The following is a 13,924-nucleotide window of genomic DNA, read 5'->3' on the forward strand; positions in this document are numbered from 1 at the left end:
ATTCAGTTGTTGCGCAACCTGTAGGTGAAGGTCAGGGTTCCCGAAACGGGAGGGTCCGGCAAGAAGGCATCCAGGGGATCCATGCGGAGCAGGATGTAAATCCAAAGGACCGCCGTGGTGTTGCGGGGGATGCTGGCAAGACCCCGGTTATCGGGGATGGCCCCAAGGGGGGTGGGGCTTGGAACATGGTTGATCACCCCGGTCCCGGAAACCACCTGGACCATCACGTAGACCCGGGTGTTGGGATCCAGGGGCGGAGGAAGGGAACCGCTGATGCCGGTCAGGCGGAAGCAATGGGTATTCCCGGCTCCGCAAAGAGCACCCCCACCGCCACCGCCCCCAGTGGTGATCGTGCACTCCAGCCGGTAGGGCTGGCTACCTCCCAGCACCTGGGTGGGCAGGAACATAAGAGGCCCGGCATCGAACAGGTGAAGGTACCCTCCCAGGTTGGCCACGGGGTAGCCTGCCTGGAAGCTGAGGGAGCCTGGGGCGCTAAAGTCGAAGCGCACCTCGCTGGCATCGCAGGATACCTGGGCAAGACCCAGGGCGAAGAGAAAAGGGACAAGGGCTAGGGTACGGGTCAGCCCATTAGGGGCTATCTTGTCCATTTCCCCTCCGAAGCGTAGCGCCCATAGGGGCTTTCCAGGATGACCACCACCCTGTACTCTCCAGGAGGAAGGGGCTCTGGGGGCTCAAACTCAAGCCTCCTGGCTCCCCCAGGCCATACGGGAAGCTCCTCCACGGAAAAGCTGGCGACCCTTTTCCCCTCGGGGGAGAAGACTTCCACCTTTCCGCTCACCCGCTGGAGGACGTTTCCCGGGTTCTCCAAAAGGACCGGTAAAGACCGGCCTTCCCCACCCACCGTGGCCCTCAAAGCCGGGCGTTCGGTTCCTCGGAGGGTGACGTAGAGGGCCAAGCCGATCTCCGGCCTTATCTGAAGCCGCACGCCACCCTTGTCCTGAATCCTCAGACCTCCGCTGAAGATCACCAGGCAGGCCAGGGTTCCCTCACCTTCTGGAGACTTTCCCTCCACCCGCACCTCGAGGGACCCTCCCGGGGGAAGAGTAAAGGCCGTGGGGATTACCCTAAGCTCCGCACAAAGCCCCCCGGACAAGGGAAGCTCCTCCACCGAGCCGTCCTCCTTCACCTGAAAGGAAGCGAGGCGCACGGTAACAGCCTCTTCCCTGGGGCCCTCATTCCTCAGGGTAGTCGTCAGGGAAAAGGCCTCCCCGGGCATAGCGGCAAGCTCCACCCGGGCGGGGGAAAGGGTCAGGTAGGCCCCCTGGGCCAGGGCCGGTAGGACTGTAAGGATAGCGAGTAGGATCCAAGGCCTCCGCATGGTTCTCCACCAGCATACCTCCCCAGCGCAAAACCCCTGGGGACCTCTATGCGGGCCTCCCAGGGGTTTTGCCCAACGCCCCCCTTACGGAGAAGTCAGGGTGTAGGTGATGGTGATCTGCTGGTCATAGCCAGCAAGGGGGATGTCATCGTTAATGTCCATGGTGAGGAGGTAGTAGAGCTTGTAGACCGACTTGCCCTGCCCCCCGGCACCTGCGCTAATGAGGGTGGACACGCTGGTAATGGGCGTGGGGACGGTAGTCCAAGAACCGCCCTTCCCACTTACCTTCTCGGCAAAGACCTTCACCCGGCTGTTGCTTAAGGGAGCACCGAGGGTGCCCGAAATGGAATCGACGCTCACCGTCCACTGGGCCCGGTTAGAGCGAATGGTCATGGTGCCGTAGTCCGCTCCTCCGGTCCCCTCCACGCTGGTGGGGGCGAAGTCCTGGGTGCCGGCAGCGGTATCGATGAAGGTATCGTAAGCCGCCTTGGAAGCCTTGGTGTAGGAGGTGCTACCCACGGTCACGGTTTCCGTACCGGTGAGAGAAGGATTGTTGAAGTCAAAAACGAAGTCGGTGGCGTTCAGCTGCAACGACAGGATGGAAGGGATGGTCACCTTGACCGTGTGGCTGGCCGTGGTCTGCGCCAGAGCCAGACCTGCCATAAGCATGAGGGCCATCAGGGCTACCAGCTTGCGCATATCCTAACCTCCCAAAAGGATTAGGGGCCGGTTGCGCCACTGGCTCCCCCCCGCTCCTTGGCGCCCATCTGGGAGATCGGGGGTTCCTCGCCTCCCCTCAAGGCCTATATTAATGGCCCATGTGAAAACCCTGTGAAAGAATGTTCATCCACCCCCAACCCTCACCCACACTTCCCAGGTGGCACCCGCGGGAACCTGCAAGGTAACCTCCTCCCGACCCCTCCCTTCCAGGAGGAAGGAACTTACCTCGGAAGATGGATTCTCCAAAAGCGGCACCAGCCAAAGCCGCCACCGGGTATTGGAAACGATCCGGAGCCTGTAGCTACCAGGCCCCAATGTAAGCCTGCCTTGAGGCAAGGCCTCCATCCTTAGACCAAGTTCCACCACCTCCAAACGGAGGATGACGGGAATCCGAATCCCCACCTCATGTTGAGCTTGCAAGGGGGCATCTCCCGCAAGGCCGGGCTGGAAAGCCCATAACACCCCCATCAACCCCAGCCCTATGAGCAACCTACGCATAACCACCTCCCACCGCTAGTCCGGGGAAGAGGTGGCGCAAAAAGCCGCAAGAGGACAAAGGATCGACGTTCGGCCGGTTGCGCCACTGGCTCCCCGTGTCCCTTGGCGCCCATCTTGGGTTCCACGGTTCATCGCCTCCGAACGCCCTAAAAACCTTAGGGCCAGGCTTGGGCGCCTGGCCGGCAAGGGTTTGGCTACAAAGGAAAGACCTTCTAACCCTCAGCCGGTTGCGCCACTGGCTCCACCTGCCCCAGGCGCCCAACTACAGGGCAGGCTTCTTCGCCTCCGAGGTACCTTGTGGGGAGCCTACGCTCCCTAACTTCAGGATAGCACAAACGGGGGGAAATGGCCCCTAAAAAACCTGTCCACCCTTCAGGCGGAGGACCCTCACCTGGGTTTCTTGCCTCCCACTCCCAGCACCCACTCAATCCGCTGCCACTCCTGGCAACCGGGGTAGACGGTACTGGTAACTGGGAAGGGGTTCCCGGAAAGCGGTTCCCCTAAGCTTTTCCGCCATCAGCACCAGGTTCTCCCCGGCAATGCGGGCATCCTCCATGAGCTCGGTGTTCCCCTTGAGGCTCACGGCACCCCGGTGATGGGCGTAGACCAACCCCAGGGGCGCCAGGACAAACCCCATGTAGGAAAGGGGCAGGAGCATCTGCGAAAGCGCCTGGCTGGCCCCTTCCTCCTCGGCTACCGCCAACAGGACCATGGGCTTGCCCAGGTTTAAGAGGCCCTGGTTCTCCATGGAGGTCATGCGCTCCAAAAGGGCCTTCATCCGGGCGGAAACGCTAAACCAGTAGACCGGCGTGGCGAAAACCACCGCGTCCGCCTGGACGAGCTTGTCCGCTATCTTACCGAAGCCATCCCAGGGTCCCTGCACGCAGGTGTCCGGGCCGCAGGAAGTAGGGTCTTGGGAGTAGTTCCCCACGCAAAAGGGAAAGGGGTACCGCACCAGGTCCAGGCGCTCGGTGGCGGCTCCCCGGCGCCTGGCGGCTTCCAGAACCTCGCCCAACAACTCTGCCGTAAACCCGTCCGTCCGTGCCGATGCGTTGACGCCGAGCACGCGTAAACTCATAAATATCACCCACGCACTAAACCTCATTTAGCATAGCACGCGCACTCCAAGGCCGCCAAGGTCCGGCCACAAACTCCCCATCCCCTAGGCCAGGACGGGGTAGCCCTTAAGCTCCATCACCGGCCCCTCGAGGGGCCACGCCAGCACATACGTGCAGCCCAAGGGGCTTTTCCAGCGGTCCAGGGAAACGAAGTGTAGCCCCACCCCCACCCGTGGAGGGCACAAGCAGTCAACAAGCGGCAAAGCCACTGCATGGGTCCAATCCACACAACCGGGCCGGTAGACCAGGGTGGGGAACTTCCCATGCTAGATTAAAGACATGGCCCTTTGGCTGGTGCGGGCGGGGAAGAGAGGGGAAACCGAGGCCTTTTGCCTCGAAAACAAGGTAGCCGCCGTAGGCTGGGACGAGGTTCCTGACCTCACCTCGTTGGACAACCGCGCGACGCTTCTGCAGCACTTGAGCACGATATATTCAGAAAAGTCCAGAAATGCCCTTATCAACTGGGCCAGCGAGTTATGGGCCTTTGCCAAAGAGATGAAGGAAGGAGACTTGGTGGCCCTCCCTTCCAAGCGAGAGCCAAAAATTCACTTCGGAACGGTGACCGGACCCTATCGCTACGTACCTGATAACCCACCCGGGGCCAAGCATACACGCCCAGTCCAATGGTTGAAGACTATCCCACGAGCGGCTCTGGACCAGGATCTACTCTACTCCCTGGGTTCCTCTCTGACCGTGGCCCAAATACAAAGGAATAATGCAGAAGAACGGGTTCGCGACCTATTAGTAAATGGGGGAGATGTAAAGAACGGAAATGGGACAGAAAAACTAAACCTCGAGGAGCTTGCCCGGGACGCCATCCGGGATTACCTTAACCGCCGCTTCAAGGGGCATGCCCTGGCAAGGTTGGTGGAGGGTATTCTCCAAGCCCAGGGTTACCGCACCTTCCTCTCGCCCACCGGTCCCGATGGCGGGGTGGACATCCTGGCGGGCTCCGGGCCTTTGGGCTTTGAATCCCCCCGTATTGCCGTTCAGGTGAAGTCCGGGGATGCCCCCATAGGCACCAAGGAACTCAACGAGCTCCGAGGTGCTATGAAGAAGTTTGGGGCCAACTATGGCCTATTCGTGAGCTGGGGTGGCTTTAAGGAAACGGCCAAAAAGGAGAAGCCCACCAGTTACTTTGAAATCCGCCTGTGGGACTCCGAAGACCTGATCCTGCACCTCCTGGAGAGCTACGAACGCCTGCCTGAGGAGCTTAAGGCCGAACTTCCCCTTAAGCGCATCTGGATCCTGGTAGAGGACGAAGAAAGCACATGACCGACACCCACGCCCACCTGGATTTCCTGGAAGAAGCCGAGCTGGAAGACGCCAAAGCCCACTTTCCGGAACTCAGGGCCATCCTCACCCTGGGGGTGGACCCAACCCGCTGGGAAAGGACACTGGCCCTGGCCCAGGAAAATGTGTACGCCGCGGTGGGCCTCCACCCCACCTCGGCCCATCTGCTCTCCCCCGAGGTGGAAGAGGCTTTAAGGTATTACGCCCGTCACCCCCGGGTGCGAGCCGTTGGGGAAAGCGGCCTGGACTATTACTGGACCCCCGAAACCAAGCCCGCCCAGCTCAAGGCCCTGGAGTTCCAAGCGACCCTGGCCGAGGAGTTCGGGCTACCTTTGGTGCTCCACGTGCGGAGCAAGGATGGGCAAGCGGAGGAAGACCTGGCCGCCTGGCTCCTCGCCCACCGACCCCAAAGGGTGGTCCTCCATGCCTTTGGCGGGCACCCGGCCCTCGAGGCAGCGGGCCTCGAGGTGGGAGCCTACTTCAGCTTCGCAGGCCCCCTCACCTACAAGAAAAACCAGGCCCTCCGGGAAGCCGCCCAAAGGCTTCCCCTGGACAAGCTCCTGGTGGAAACCGACACCCCCTTCCTGCCCCCAGAACCCCACCGGGGAAAGCGCAACCTTCCCCACTACGTGCGCCACACCCTGAATAGGCTTGCGGAGGTGCGGGGAATGACCTTGGAGGAAATAGAATCCATCACCGACCAGAACGCGGAAACCTGCTTCCGCTGGACATAGCCCACCCCCTCTGTTTGCAAGCTTCCTGACCCCCATGGGTCAGAATGAAAGGCGGTATGAGAAAGCTCTTTTTACTTCTCTTCCTCCTCCTAACCGCCTTGGCCGCCCCCAAGTTGGTGGTGGAGCCGGACGATGGGGTCAAGCCGCTACTGGACCTCATCGCCTCGGCCCGGGAGGAGATCCTGGTGAAGATGTACCTCTGGACCCCAAGCCGCCTGGACGTGGTGGAAGCCCTGGGGGAGGCCGTGGCCCGGGGGGTAAAGGTGCGGGTGCTCCTGGAACGGGAACCCGCTGGGGGACGAGTGGACCTAACCGTCTTCCAGGCCCTAAAGGAACGGGGGGTGGAGGTTAAGCTCACCACCCCCTTCCGCTTCGTCTTCGTCCACGAAAAAAGCCTGGTGGTGGACCGGAAGCGGGCCTGGGTGGGTACCATGAACCTCACGGGAAGCTCCTTTACCGCCAACCGGGAGTACGCCCTCATCCTGGACGATCCCAGGCAGGTGGCGGAGGTGGTGAAGGTCTTTGAAGCGGACTGGGAGGGGAAAAGGCTGGACCTATCCCAGGCCCTTCTCGTCTGGGCCCCAAGCCGCATCCTGGGCGGGGTCAAGGAGGGCAACGCCCGGGAAACCCTCCTCGCCCTGATCCGTGGGGCCAAGAGGGAGGTTTTCCTGGAGCACCAGGCCATGGCCGATCCCGAGGTGGTGGCCGCCCTCAAGGAAGCCTTGGCCAGAGGGGTCCGGGTCCGCCTGGTGGGAAGCCCGCAGGAGCCCGGGGACACCTACTTCCTGGCAGGAGCGGAGGAGCTAAGGCGGGCCGGGGCGGATCTCCGCTTCCTACCCGATCCCTACGTGCACGCCAAAGCCCTGGTGGTGGACGGGGAGGTGGCCCTCGTGGGAAGCCTGAACCTGAGCGCCAACTCCTTGAACGCCAACCGGGAGCTTTCCGTACGCTTCACCCGCAGGGAAGCCCCCGAGGCCTTCGCCAGGCTCCTTTCCGTGATGGAAAGGGACTTCCAAGCAGGGCTTACCGAAAACCCCTTTGCCCTACCGCCCCTGGAAGGGGTCATTCCCTGGCAAGATGCCCCTAAGTACTTTGGCCGTATAGCCACGGTGGAAGGGGTGATTCAGCAGGTGGAAGACCGGGGCACCGTGGCCTTCCTCCGGTTCGGACCCGGGGAAAGCGACCTGAGGCTGGTGGTCTTCCCAAGGAGCTACGCCCTCTTCCGGCAACCCTTCCCCCAAAGCTACCTGGGCAAGAAGGTAAGGGCCAGGGGGCGCATCGTGCTTTACGCCGGCTACTACGAGATCGTCCTGGAGGATCCCTCGGCCCTCGAGGTGCTGGATGGAAGCCCTTAAGGCCCTAGGCTACGAGATAAGCCCCATAGAAGGGGGCTTCTACGGGGAGAAGCGCCGAGGGGGCGTGGTCTACCAGGTCTTCTACTCCGAGGCGGGGGACGTGCGCCTAAGGCGCCTCCGCTTCCTGAGGGAAGAGGCAAAGCCCTTGAACCTGGCCGGGGTGGAAGGGGAGTGGGCAGCCCGGTACCAGGTGGAGGAGAACTTCTTCGCTGTGGCGGACCCTCAGGACCTCCCCAGCATGGTCCTGGCCTTTGAGCGCCTTGACCTAGGGGGAGAAACCCCCTAAACTCAAGGGCAATATGCGTCTGCCCCAGGGTAATGACGCCTAGACGGGGGGCAAGGCCATCCGGCCCCCCCGGTCCCCCATGGCCGGGGGGGTCAAACCTTAAGAGGAGGGAGCATGCGGGTTCTGGTACGGGACTTGAAGAAGCATGTGGGCGAAGAGGTGGAGCTTTTGGGCTTTCTCCACTGGCGGCGGGACCTGGGCAAGGTGCAGTTCTTATTGCTACGGGACCGAAGCGGCATCGTGCAGGTGGTGACCGGAGGGCAGAAACTCCCCTTGCCGGAAAGCAGCCTGCGGGTAAGGGGCCAGGTGGTGGAAAACCCCAAGGCCCCAGGGGGCCTCGAGGTGCAGGCAAAGGAAATAGAGATCCTCTCCCCTGCCCTGGAGCCCACCCCGGTGGAGATCCCCAAGGAGGAATGGCGGGCAAGCCCCGACACCCTTCTGGAATACCGCTACGTCACCCTAAGGGGGGAGAAGGCCCGCGCTCCCCTCAGGGTGCAGGCAGCCCTGGTGCGGGGTTTTAGGCGGTACCTAGACCGGCAGGATTTCACGGAGATCTTCACCCCCAAGGTGGTGCGGGCGGGGGCCGAGGGAGGCTCAGGGCTTTTCGGGGTGGACTACTTCGAGTACCGGGCCTACCTGGCCCAGTCCCCCCAGCTTTACAAGCAGATCATGGTGGGGGTGTTTGAGCGCGTTTACGAGGTGGCCCCGGTCTGGCGCATGGAGGAGCACAACACCAGCCGCCACCTGAACGAGTACCTCTCCCTGGACGTGGAAATGGGGTTCATCGGGGGGGAGGAGGACCTCATGCGGCTTGAGGAAAACCTCCTTCAGGAGATGCTGGAGGAAGCCCTTTCCAGCGCCGGAAACGAGATCCGGCTTTTGGAAGCCGATTGGCCCTCCTTCCCCAAGGAAATCCCCCGTCTGACCCATGCCGAGGCCAGGAGAATCCTGAAGGAAGAACTGGGCTACCCCGTAGGCCAGGACCTTTCCGAGGAAGCAGAGCGCCTCCTCGGCCAGTACGCCAAGGAGCGGTGGGGTTCGGACTGGCTTTTCATCACCCATTACCCCCGAAGCCTTAGGCCCTTCTACACCTACCCCGAGGACAACGGCACCACCAGGAGCTTTGACCTCCTCTTCCGGGGCCTGGAGATCACCTCCGGAGGCCAGAGGATCCACCGCTACCCAGACCTGGTGGAAAGCCTAAAGGCCAAGGGTATGGACCTCGAGGGCTTTAAGGGCTACCTGGAGGTCTTCAAGTACGGCATGCCTCCCCACGGGGGTTTCGCCATCGGGGCGGAAAGGCTCACGCAAAAGCTTCTCGGCCTTCCCAACGTGCGCTACGCCCGGGCCTTCCCCAGGGACCGGCACCGGCTCACCCCCTGATGCCACCCCACCCTGGCCTCGCCAGGGTGGGGCACCAGGAGAGGATTGCTTCTAGAAGCGGTCAAAGAGGATGGCCCGCTTGACCTCCTCTATGAGCTGGGTTACGGGGATATCCCGGGGGCAGGCCTCGGTGCAGTTGTAGGCGGTGCGGCAGCGCCAAACCCCGCCCCCCGAGCCCAGGGCCTTGAACCGCTCCCGCTTTCCCCGGTCGCGGGAGTCGAAGATGAACCGGTGGGCCTGCACGATGGCGGCAGGACCCAGATACGTCCCGTTTACCCAGAAGACAGGACAGCTGGTGGTGCAGCTGGCGCAGAGGATGCACTTGGTGCCGTGGTCAAACCGCTCCCGTTCCTCAGGGCTTTGCAGGCGCTCCCGGGCCGGCGGAGGCTCGTCGTTGATGAGGTAGGGCTTCACCGCCCGGTAGGCGGCGAAGAAGGGCTCCATGTCCACGATGAGGTCCTTCTCCACCGGCAGACCCCGGATGGGTTCCACGGTGATCACGTTCCCCAGGTCCTTCACCAGGGTCTTGCAGGCCAGGCGGTTTCTGCCGTTGATGAGCATGGCGTCGGAGCCGCAGATGCCGTGCCCACAGCTCCGGCGGAAGGCCAGGGTGCCGTCCTGGTCCCACTTCACCTTGTGGAGGAGGTCCAAAACCCGGTCCCAAGGTTCGGCCTCCACCTGGTAGGTGTGCCAGGTGGGCTTCTGGTCCTTGGCGGGGTCAAAGCGAAGGATCTTCAGGGTTACCTGCATGGCGCCTCCTAGTAGGTGCGGGCCTTGGGCTCAAAGCGGCCCAGGACCACGGGCTTGTAGCGGAAGGTCACCTTGCCGTCGGCCACCTTGTAGGCCAGGGTGTGCTTGAGCCAGTTGGCATCGTCCCGCTCGGGGTAGTCCTCCCGGGCATGGGCCCCGCGGGACTCGGTGCGGTTCAAAGCGGAGTGCACCAGGGCCTCGGAAACCTCGAGGAGATACCCAAGCTCCAGGGCCTCCACCAGCTCGGTGTTGTAGGCATCCCCCTTGTCGTCAATGGAGATGTTCCGGTAGCGGTCCATGAGCTCCTTCAGGATCTCCACCTGCTTGGCCAAGAGCTCCCCGGTGCGGAAGACGGAGGCGTTGTCCATCATGGTTTGCTGGAGCTCGGCCCGGAGCGCCGCCACCTTCTCCTTGCCCGTGGAGTTCTTGATGCGCTCAATGCGCTCGCGGCTTTCGCCCAGGTGCTCCTCGGTAAGCTCGTGGTAGTCGGCATCCTTGGCGAAGCGGGCTGCATGGATCCCGGCGCGCCGGCCAAAGACCACCAGATCCCCCAAGGAGTTGGTCCCCAGGCGGTTGGCCCCGTGCAGGCTCACGCAAGCCGCTTCCCCGGCAGCGTAAAGCCCGGGCACCACGGTGTTGTTCTCGTCCCGGATGACCTGGCCCCAGAGGGTGGTGGGAATCCCCCCCATGGCGTAGTGGGCGGTGGGCATCACCGGCACCGGCTCCTTCAAGGGGTCCACCCCCAGGTAGATGCGGCTGAACTCGGTGATGTCGGGAAGCTTCTTCTCGATGACCTCGGGAGGCAGGTGGGTGAGGTCCAGGAGCACGTGGTCCTTCTTGGGGCCCACCCCCCGGCCCTCCCGCACCTCCAGGTACATGGCCCGGGAAACCATGTCCCTGGGAGCCAGGTCCTTGATGGTGGGGGCGTAGCGCTCCATGAAGCGCTCCCCCAGGGCGTTCCTCAGGATGCCCCCCTCCCCCCTGGCCCCCTCGGTGAGGAGGATGCCCAGGGGGTAAAGCCCCGTGGGGTGGAACTGGTAGAACTCCATGTCCTCGAGGGGAAGCCCCTTGCGGTAGAGGATGGCCTGCAGGTCCCCGGTGAGGGTGTAGGCGTTGGAGGTCACCTTGTAGATGCGGCCAAAGCCCCCCGAGGCGATGACGATGGCCTTGGCCTGGAAGAGGTGAAGCTCCCCCGTGGCCAGCTCGTAGGCCACCAGACCCTTGGCCACCCCGTCCTCAACGATGACATCGGTGACGTGGAACTCGTTGTAGAAGGTGATGTTGTGCTTCACGCACTGCTGGTAAAGGGTCTGGAGGATCATGTGCCCGGTGCGGTCGGCGGCGTGGGCCGCTCGGTGCACCGGGGCCTTGCCCCAGTCCTTGGTGTGGCCGCCAAAGCGGCGCTGGGCGATCTTGCCGTTTGGGAGCCGGTCAAAGGGAAGGCCCATGTGCTCCAGCTCCAGGACCGCCTCGATCACCTCCTTGGCAAAGACCTCGGCGGCATCCTGGTCGGTGAGGTAGTCCCCTCCCTTCACCGTGTCGAACATGTGCCACTCCCAGTGGTCCTCCTCCACGTTGCCCAAGGCCGCCCCTATCCCTCCCTGGGCCGCCCCCGTGTGGCTTCGCGTGGGGTAGAGCTTGGTGACCACCGCCACGTCCGCACCTTCCCTGGCCGCATAGAGGGCCGTAGCCAGGCCCGCTCCACCTGCGCCTACCACGATGACCTCGTGTCTGTGCGCCATACTAGTTCACCCCGAAATCGTGATTGAGAAGGGAAAGGCTCCCCAGGAAGAAAAGAAAGGCGATGAGGCTGTAGAGCACCACCTTGGTCCAGAAGCGCCTGGACGGGTTCCGAATCCAGTCGTCCAGCACATACCTAAGCCCGTTGGCCCCGTGCAAGAGGCCCAAGGCCAGGATCAAAAGGTCGTAGATCTTCCAGGTGGTCTGGGAAAGTCTCTTGGCCACGTACTCGTAGTCAATGCTGTTGAGGTCGGTGATGACGGCGTTCATCCACATGTGGCCGATGAGCAGGAAGACCAACACCACCCCGGAGATGCGCATGAAGACCCACCAGTAAAGCTCCAGGTTGGTGCTGGCCTCGAGGCGGGCTTCCTCATAACGCTTGGACTTAATCGCCATGGCTACCTCCCAGGATGCCCCCTCCGATCTTCAAAAGGAAGGGAAGGTAGAAGATCACGAAAAGAACCCAGACCCCGTACCAAAGCTGCCGCTGGTAACGCACCCCCCAGGCGGTGAAGTCCATGAGGATGATCCTGAGCCCGTTGAACCCGTGGTAAAGCACCCCGGCGATGAGAAGAAGAAGCCCTATCTGGAAAACCGGCTGGTGGTAGAACTTCATGAGGGCGTTGGACACCTCCGGGCCCCACATGGCGCTTGCGATGTTGGCCACGTGGAGCATGAGGAAGACCAGAATGCCCAGGCCCGAGATCCGGTGCAGGTAAAACGCCCACTGCCCTTCTCTTCCCCTGTACATGGCACCTCCTTGCCGGGGATATCATACCACCTTTCTTAAGGAAACCACCGTCTGGGGCTTATTTCCTCCCCATCCATACCCCATCCCCGTATAAGAGGCGCATGGAAGGGAGCTTCCCTCCACCTCCCCTTCCCCCCTTCCCCGGGGCCACCCCCAGGGGGAGCAAAAGGGGGTTTTCCCGCCAGGGGACAAGGTATTGACAGGGGGGGGAGGGGGGGGCATAATGGGGGGCGTGCCGCGGGGGGATACCCCGGGGGGCACGGGAAGGAGGTGGTCAGGATGGAACTCTTTGGATTCGGACCGCATCTGATGGTGGACGGCTACGACGCCAATCCCGAAAAGCTCCGGGACGCCGAGCTGGTGCGCCGCGTCCTGGACGAGCTCCCCGAGGAGATGGAGATGACCAAGGTGCTTCCCCCCTTCGTCTACAGCTACGGCCCCGAGGGGGAGGACGGGGTGACCGGGGTGGTGATCATCGCCGAAAGCCACATCGCCATCCACACCTTCCCCAAAAAGCGCTTCCTTTCCATCGACATCTTCTCCTGCAAGGCCTTTGACATGGCCCAGGTGCTGAGGAAGCTCACCGCGGTTTTCGAGATCGGCCGCTACGAAACCTACATGATCAACCGGGGCAAGGAGTTTCCCAAGGACCCCGAGCTGGCCCGGAAGATTGTCCTGGGGGAGCGGGAGTACCTCGAGGCCCGGGTGAGCTAGGAAAACTGCCCCCCTTTCCCGGGCTTGCCCCGGGGTTTTCATTTTGGACTCATCCTTCCTCTCTAGCTTATAGGAGGAGGCTTAGGTATGGTGCGCAAGCTACTCACCCTGGTTCTTCTGGGATTCGGCGTGGCCTTAGCCCAAGCCCAGGGCTTTCGCGGTCTTTCCCTAGGCACCTCCTATCCGGAGATCGGGGTGCAACCCGGGGAAAGCGTCAACCTGACCCTCACCCTCAAGAACTATGGCCTTCCCCCCGGGGTGGTGCGGGTCCAGGTGGCCGAGGCCCCGCAAGGCTGGCAGGCAAGCCTCATCGGCGGGGGTCGCCTGGTGCGGGCGGTCTACCTGGCCCCCGACGGGGAGGCTACCCTTACCCTTCGCCTCCAGCCTCCCAAGGAGGTGAAGCCCGGCACCTACCGCTTCCTGGTGCGGGCTGAGGGGCTTGGCCATACCGCCAGCCTTCCCATCGGCCTGGTGGTGGGGCAGGGCCTGCCCCAGAGGCTTAGCCTCGAGGCGGAGCTCCCCATCCTCAAGGGTCCTCCCACCAGCTCCTTCCGCTACCGGGTGACCCTGAAAAACGAGTCCGACCGCGACCTATTGGTCTCCCTGGAGTACGAAGCCCCCAAGGGTTGGCAGGTGACCTTCACCCCCGCCTTCTCCAGCCAGCAGGTGACCAGCCTCCCCATCAAGGCGGGGGAGAGCAAGGACCTGGACGTGGAGGTTTCCCTGCCCAAGGACACCAAGGCGGACACCTACGGCCTCACCTTGAGGGCAGTCGCCGGGGAAGCCAAGGCGGAACTGGCCTTGACCCTCGAGGTCACGGGCCGGCCCGAGGTGCGCTTCACCACCAAGGAGGGGCGGCTTTCCGGACAGGTGGTGGCGGGCCGGGAAAACGCGGTGAAGCTTGTGGTGAAGAACGAGGGTAGCGCCCCGGCCAAGAACCTGTCCTTCAGCGCCATGGAGCCCTCGGGCTGGGAGGTGAAGTTTGAGCCGGATAAGCTGGACGCCCTGGACCCCGGCCAGGAGCAGGAGGTAACCGCCCGCATCAAGCCCTCCCCCAAGGCGGTGACGGGGGACTATATGGTGACCCTCAGCCTTTCCGGGTCCGATGGCCTTTCCGAGAGCCTGGATTACCGGGCCACCGTGGTGCGCTCCAGCCTCTGGGGCCTGGTGGGGGTGGGCATCATGGCCGTGGCCCTTCTGGTCCTGGGCTTCGCCGTGAACCGCTTCGGCCGGAGGTAGC

At 63.0% G+C, this 13,924-nt stretch carries 16 protein-coding genes and 3 riboswitches; of the genes, 7 read left to right on the forward strand and 9 right to left on the reverse strand.

Translation table 11 applies throughout. From position 1 onward, the window contains the following. Positions 1-2: 2 nt before the first annotated feature. From TNMX_RS04080 to TNMX_RS04105, 5 genes are all read right to left on the reverse strand, one after another. Positions 3-608, reverse strand: a complete 606-nt coding sequence (locus TNMX_RS04080) for a hypothetical protein (protein ID WP_015717762.1) — start codon at positions 606-608, stop codon at positions 3-5. Further along, a complete protein-coding gene (locus tag TNMX_RS04085; RefSeq protein ID WP_015717763.1) occupies positions 596-1,339 on the reverse strand; it encodes a hypothetical protein in 744 nt (247 codons plus the stop codon). Before TNMX_RS04085 ends, TNMX_RS04080 begins: the two co-directional genes overlap by 13 nt. 84 nt (positions 1,340-1,423) lie before the next feature. Further along, positions 1,424-2,038: a hypothetical protein gene (locus tag TNMX_RS04090; protein ID WP_038029786.1), complete on the reverse strand. Its 615-nt coding sequence runs from the start codon at positions 2,036-2,038 to the stop codon at positions 1,424-1,426. Positions 2,039-2,054: 16 nt separating this feature from the next. Beyond that, positions 2,055-2,142, reverse strand: a riboswitch (cyclic di-GMP riboswitch). Positions 2,143-2,619: 477 nt separating this feature from the next. Next, positions 2,620-2,705, reverse strand: a riboswitch (cyclic di-GMP riboswitch). Positions 2,706-2,769: 64 nt separating this feature from the next. Further along, positions 2,770-2,853: riboswitch (cyclic di-GMP riboswitch) on the reverse strand. 128 nt (positions 2,854-2,981) lie between these two features. Then, entirely contained in the window at positions 2,982-3,635 is a 654-nt protein-coding gene (locus TNMX_RS04100; RefSeq protein ID WP_038029790.1) for a flavodoxin family protein, read from the reverse strand. A gap of 84 nt (positions 3,636-3,719) precedes the next feature. Continuing rightward, a complete protein-coding gene (locus TNMX_RS04105; RefSeq protein ID WP_019551073.1) occupies positions 3,720-3,839 on the reverse strand; it encodes a hypothetical protein in 120 nt (39 codons plus the stop codon). A gap of 130 nt (positions 3,840-3,969) precedes the next feature. On the opposite strand from TNMX_RS04105, the gene TNMX_RS04110 reads away from it, so the two are divergent. From TNMX_RS04110 to aspS, 5 genes are all read left to right on the forward strand, one after another. Then, on the forward strand, positions 3,970-4,950 hold the full coding sequence (locus tag TNMX_RS04110) for a restriction endonuclease (protein ID WP_253269366.1): 981 nt from the start codon (positions 3,970-3,972) through the stop codon (positions 4,948-4,950). Continuing rightward, complete coding sequence (locus tag TNMX_RS04115) at positions 4,947-5,702, forward strand: TatD family hydrolase (protein WP_038029792.1); 756 nt, start codon at positions 4,947-4,949, stop codon at positions 5,700-5,702. The genes TNMX_RS04110 and TNMX_RS04115 overlap by 4 nt, the downstream gene beginning before the upstream one ends. A 56-nt stretch (positions 5,703-5,758) precedes the next feature. Next, positions 5,759-7,057, forward strand: a complete 1,299-nt coding sequence (locus tag TNMX_RS04120; RefSeq protein ID WP_052037930.1) for a phospholipase D-like domain-containing protein — start codon at positions 5,759-5,761, stop codon at positions 7,055-7,057. Next, positions 7,044-7,343 (forward strand): hypothetical protein, encoded by a 300-nt coding sequence (locus TNMX_RS04125; RefSeq protein ID WP_038029797.1) that lies wholly within the window; start codon positions 7,044-7,046, stop codon positions 7,341-7,343. Before TNMX_RS04120 ends, TNMX_RS04125 begins: the two co-directional genes overlap by 14 nt. Positions 7,344-7,457: 114 nt before the next feature. Beyond that, a complete protein-coding gene (gene aspS / locus TNMX_RS04130) occupies positions 7,458-8,726 on the forward strand; it encodes an aspartate--tRNA(Asn) ligase (RefSeq protein ID WP_038029806.1) in 1,269 nt (422 codons plus the stop codon). A 51-nt stretch (positions 8,727-8,777) separates the two neighbouring features. On the opposite strand, the gene TNMX_RS04135 is transcribed toward aspS, so the two are convergent. From TNMX_RS04135 to sdhC, 4 genes are read right to left on the reverse strand one after another with little or no spacing between them, the layout of a single operon-like run. Further along, positions 8,778-9,476 (reverse strand): succinate dehydrogenase iron-sulfur subunit, encoded by a 699-nt coding sequence (locus TNMX_RS04135; RefSeq protein ID WP_038029813.1) that lies wholly within the window; start codon positions 9,474-9,476, stop codon positions 8,778-8,780. A gap of 8 nt (positions 9,477-9,484) precedes the next feature. Further along, the gene (sdhA, locus tag TNMX_RS04140) at positions 9,485-11,218 is read right to left on the reverse strand and encodes a succinate dehydrogenase flavoprotein subunit (RefSeq protein WP_015717775.1); all 1,734 of its coding nucleotides are present in this window, start codon (positions 11,216-11,218) and stop codon (positions 9,485-9,487) included. A gap of 1 nt (position 11,219) precedes the next feature. Further along, positions 11,220-11,615: a succinate dehydrogenase hydrophobic membrane anchor subunit gene (locus TNMX_RS04145; RefSeq protein ID WP_015717776.1), complete on the reverse strand. Its 396-nt coding sequence runs from the start codon at positions 11,613-11,615 to the stop codon at positions 11,220-11,222. Next, positions 11,605-11,970 (reverse strand): succinate dehydrogenase, cytochrome b556 subunit, encoded by a 366-nt coding sequence (gene sdhC / locus TNMX_RS04150; RefSeq protein ID WP_015717777.1) that lies wholly within the window; start codon positions 11,968-11,970, stop codon positions 11,605-11,607. Before sdhC ends, TNMX_RS04145 begins: the two co-directional genes overlap by 11 nt. 279 nt (positions 11,971-12,249) lie before the next feature. On the opposite strand from sdhC, the gene speD reads away from it, so the two are divergent. Both speD and TNMX_RS04160 read left to right on the forward strand, forming a co-directional pair. Beyond that, positions 12,250-12,684: an adenosylmethionine decarboxylase gene (speD, locus tag TNMX_RS04155; protein WP_015717779.1), complete on the forward strand. Its 435-nt coding sequence runs from the start codon at positions 12,250-12,252 to the stop codon at positions 12,682-12,684. 87 nt (positions 12,685-12,771) lie between these two features. Further along, the gene (locus TNMX_RS04160; protein ID WP_038029816.1) at positions 12,772-13,923 is read left to right on the forward strand and encodes an NEW3 domain-containing protein; all 1,152 of its coding nucleotides are present in this window, start codon (positions 12,772-12,774) and stop codon (positions 13,921-13,923) included. Position 13,924: the final 1 nt, after the last annotated feature.

Source organism: Thermus sp. NMX2.A1 (assembly GCF_000511705.1).
GTDB classification, from domain to species: domain Bacteria; phylum Deinococcota; class Deinococci; order Deinococcales; family Thermaceae; genus Thermus; species Thermus scotoductus.

What these genes read in the sequence shown, in the direction of transcription:
- TNMX_RS04115 (WP_038029792.1), top strand. Translation starts at nt 4,947, where the DNA reads ATGACCGACACCCACGCCCACCTGGATTTCCTGGAAGAAGCCGAGCTG.
- TNMX_RS04100 (WP_038029790.1), bottom strand. Translation starts at nt 3,635, where the DNA reads ATGAGTTTACGCGTGCTCGGCGTCAACGCATCGGCACGGACGGACGGG.
- TNMX_RS04125 (WP_038029797.1), top strand. Translation starts at nt 7,044, where the DNA reads ATGGAAGCCCTTAAGGCCCTAGGCTACGAGATAAGCCCCATAGAAGGG.
- TNMX_RS04080 (WP_015717762.1), bottom strand. Translation starts at nt 608, where the DNA reads ATGGACAAGATAGCCCCTAATGGGCTGACCCGTACCCTAGCCCTTGTC.
- sdhA (WP_015717775.1), bottom strand. Translation starts at nt 11,218, where the DNA reads ATGGCGCACAGACACGAGGTCATCGTGGTAGGCGCAGGTGGAGCGGGC.
- TNMX_RS04145 (WP_015717776.1), bottom strand. Translation starts at nt 11,615, where the DNA reads ATGGCGATTAAGTCCAAGCGTTATGAGGAAGCCCGCCTCGAGGCCAGC.
- aspS (WP_038029806.1), top strand. Translation starts at nt 7,458, where the DNA reads ATGCGGGTTCTGGTACGGGACTTGAAGAAGCATGTGGGCGAAGAGGTG.
- TNMX_RS04135 (WP_038029813.1), bottom strand. Translation starts at nt 9,476, where the DNA reads ATGCAGGTAACCCTGAAGATCCTTCGCTTTGACCCCGCCAAGGACCAG.
- TNMX_RS04090 (WP_038029786.1), bottom strand. Translation starts at nt 2,038, where the DNA reads ATGCGCAAGCTGGTAGCCCTGATGGCCCTCATGCTTATGGCAGGTCTG.
- TNMX_RS04120 (WP_052037930.1), top strand. Translation starts at nt 5,759, where the DNA reads ATGAGAAAGCTCTTTTTACTTCTCTTCCTCCTCCTAACCGCCTTGGCC.
- speD (WP_015717779.1), top strand. Translation starts at nt 12,250, where the DNA reads ATGGAACTCTTTGGATTCGGACCGCATCTGATGGTGGACGGCTACGAC.
- TNMX_RS04085 (WP_015717763.1), bottom strand. Translation starts at nt 1,339, where the DNA reads ATGCGGAGGCCTTGGATCCTACTCGCTATCCTTACAGTCCTACCGGCC.
- TNMX_RS04160 (WP_038029816.1), top strand. Translation starts at nt 12,772, where the DNA reads ATGGTGCGCAAGCTACTCACCCTGGTTCTTCTGGGATTCGGCGTGGCC.
- sdhC (WP_015717777.1), bottom strand. Translation starts at nt 11,970, where the DNA reads ATGTACAGGGGAAGAGAAGGGCAGTGGGCGTTTTACCTGCACCGGATC.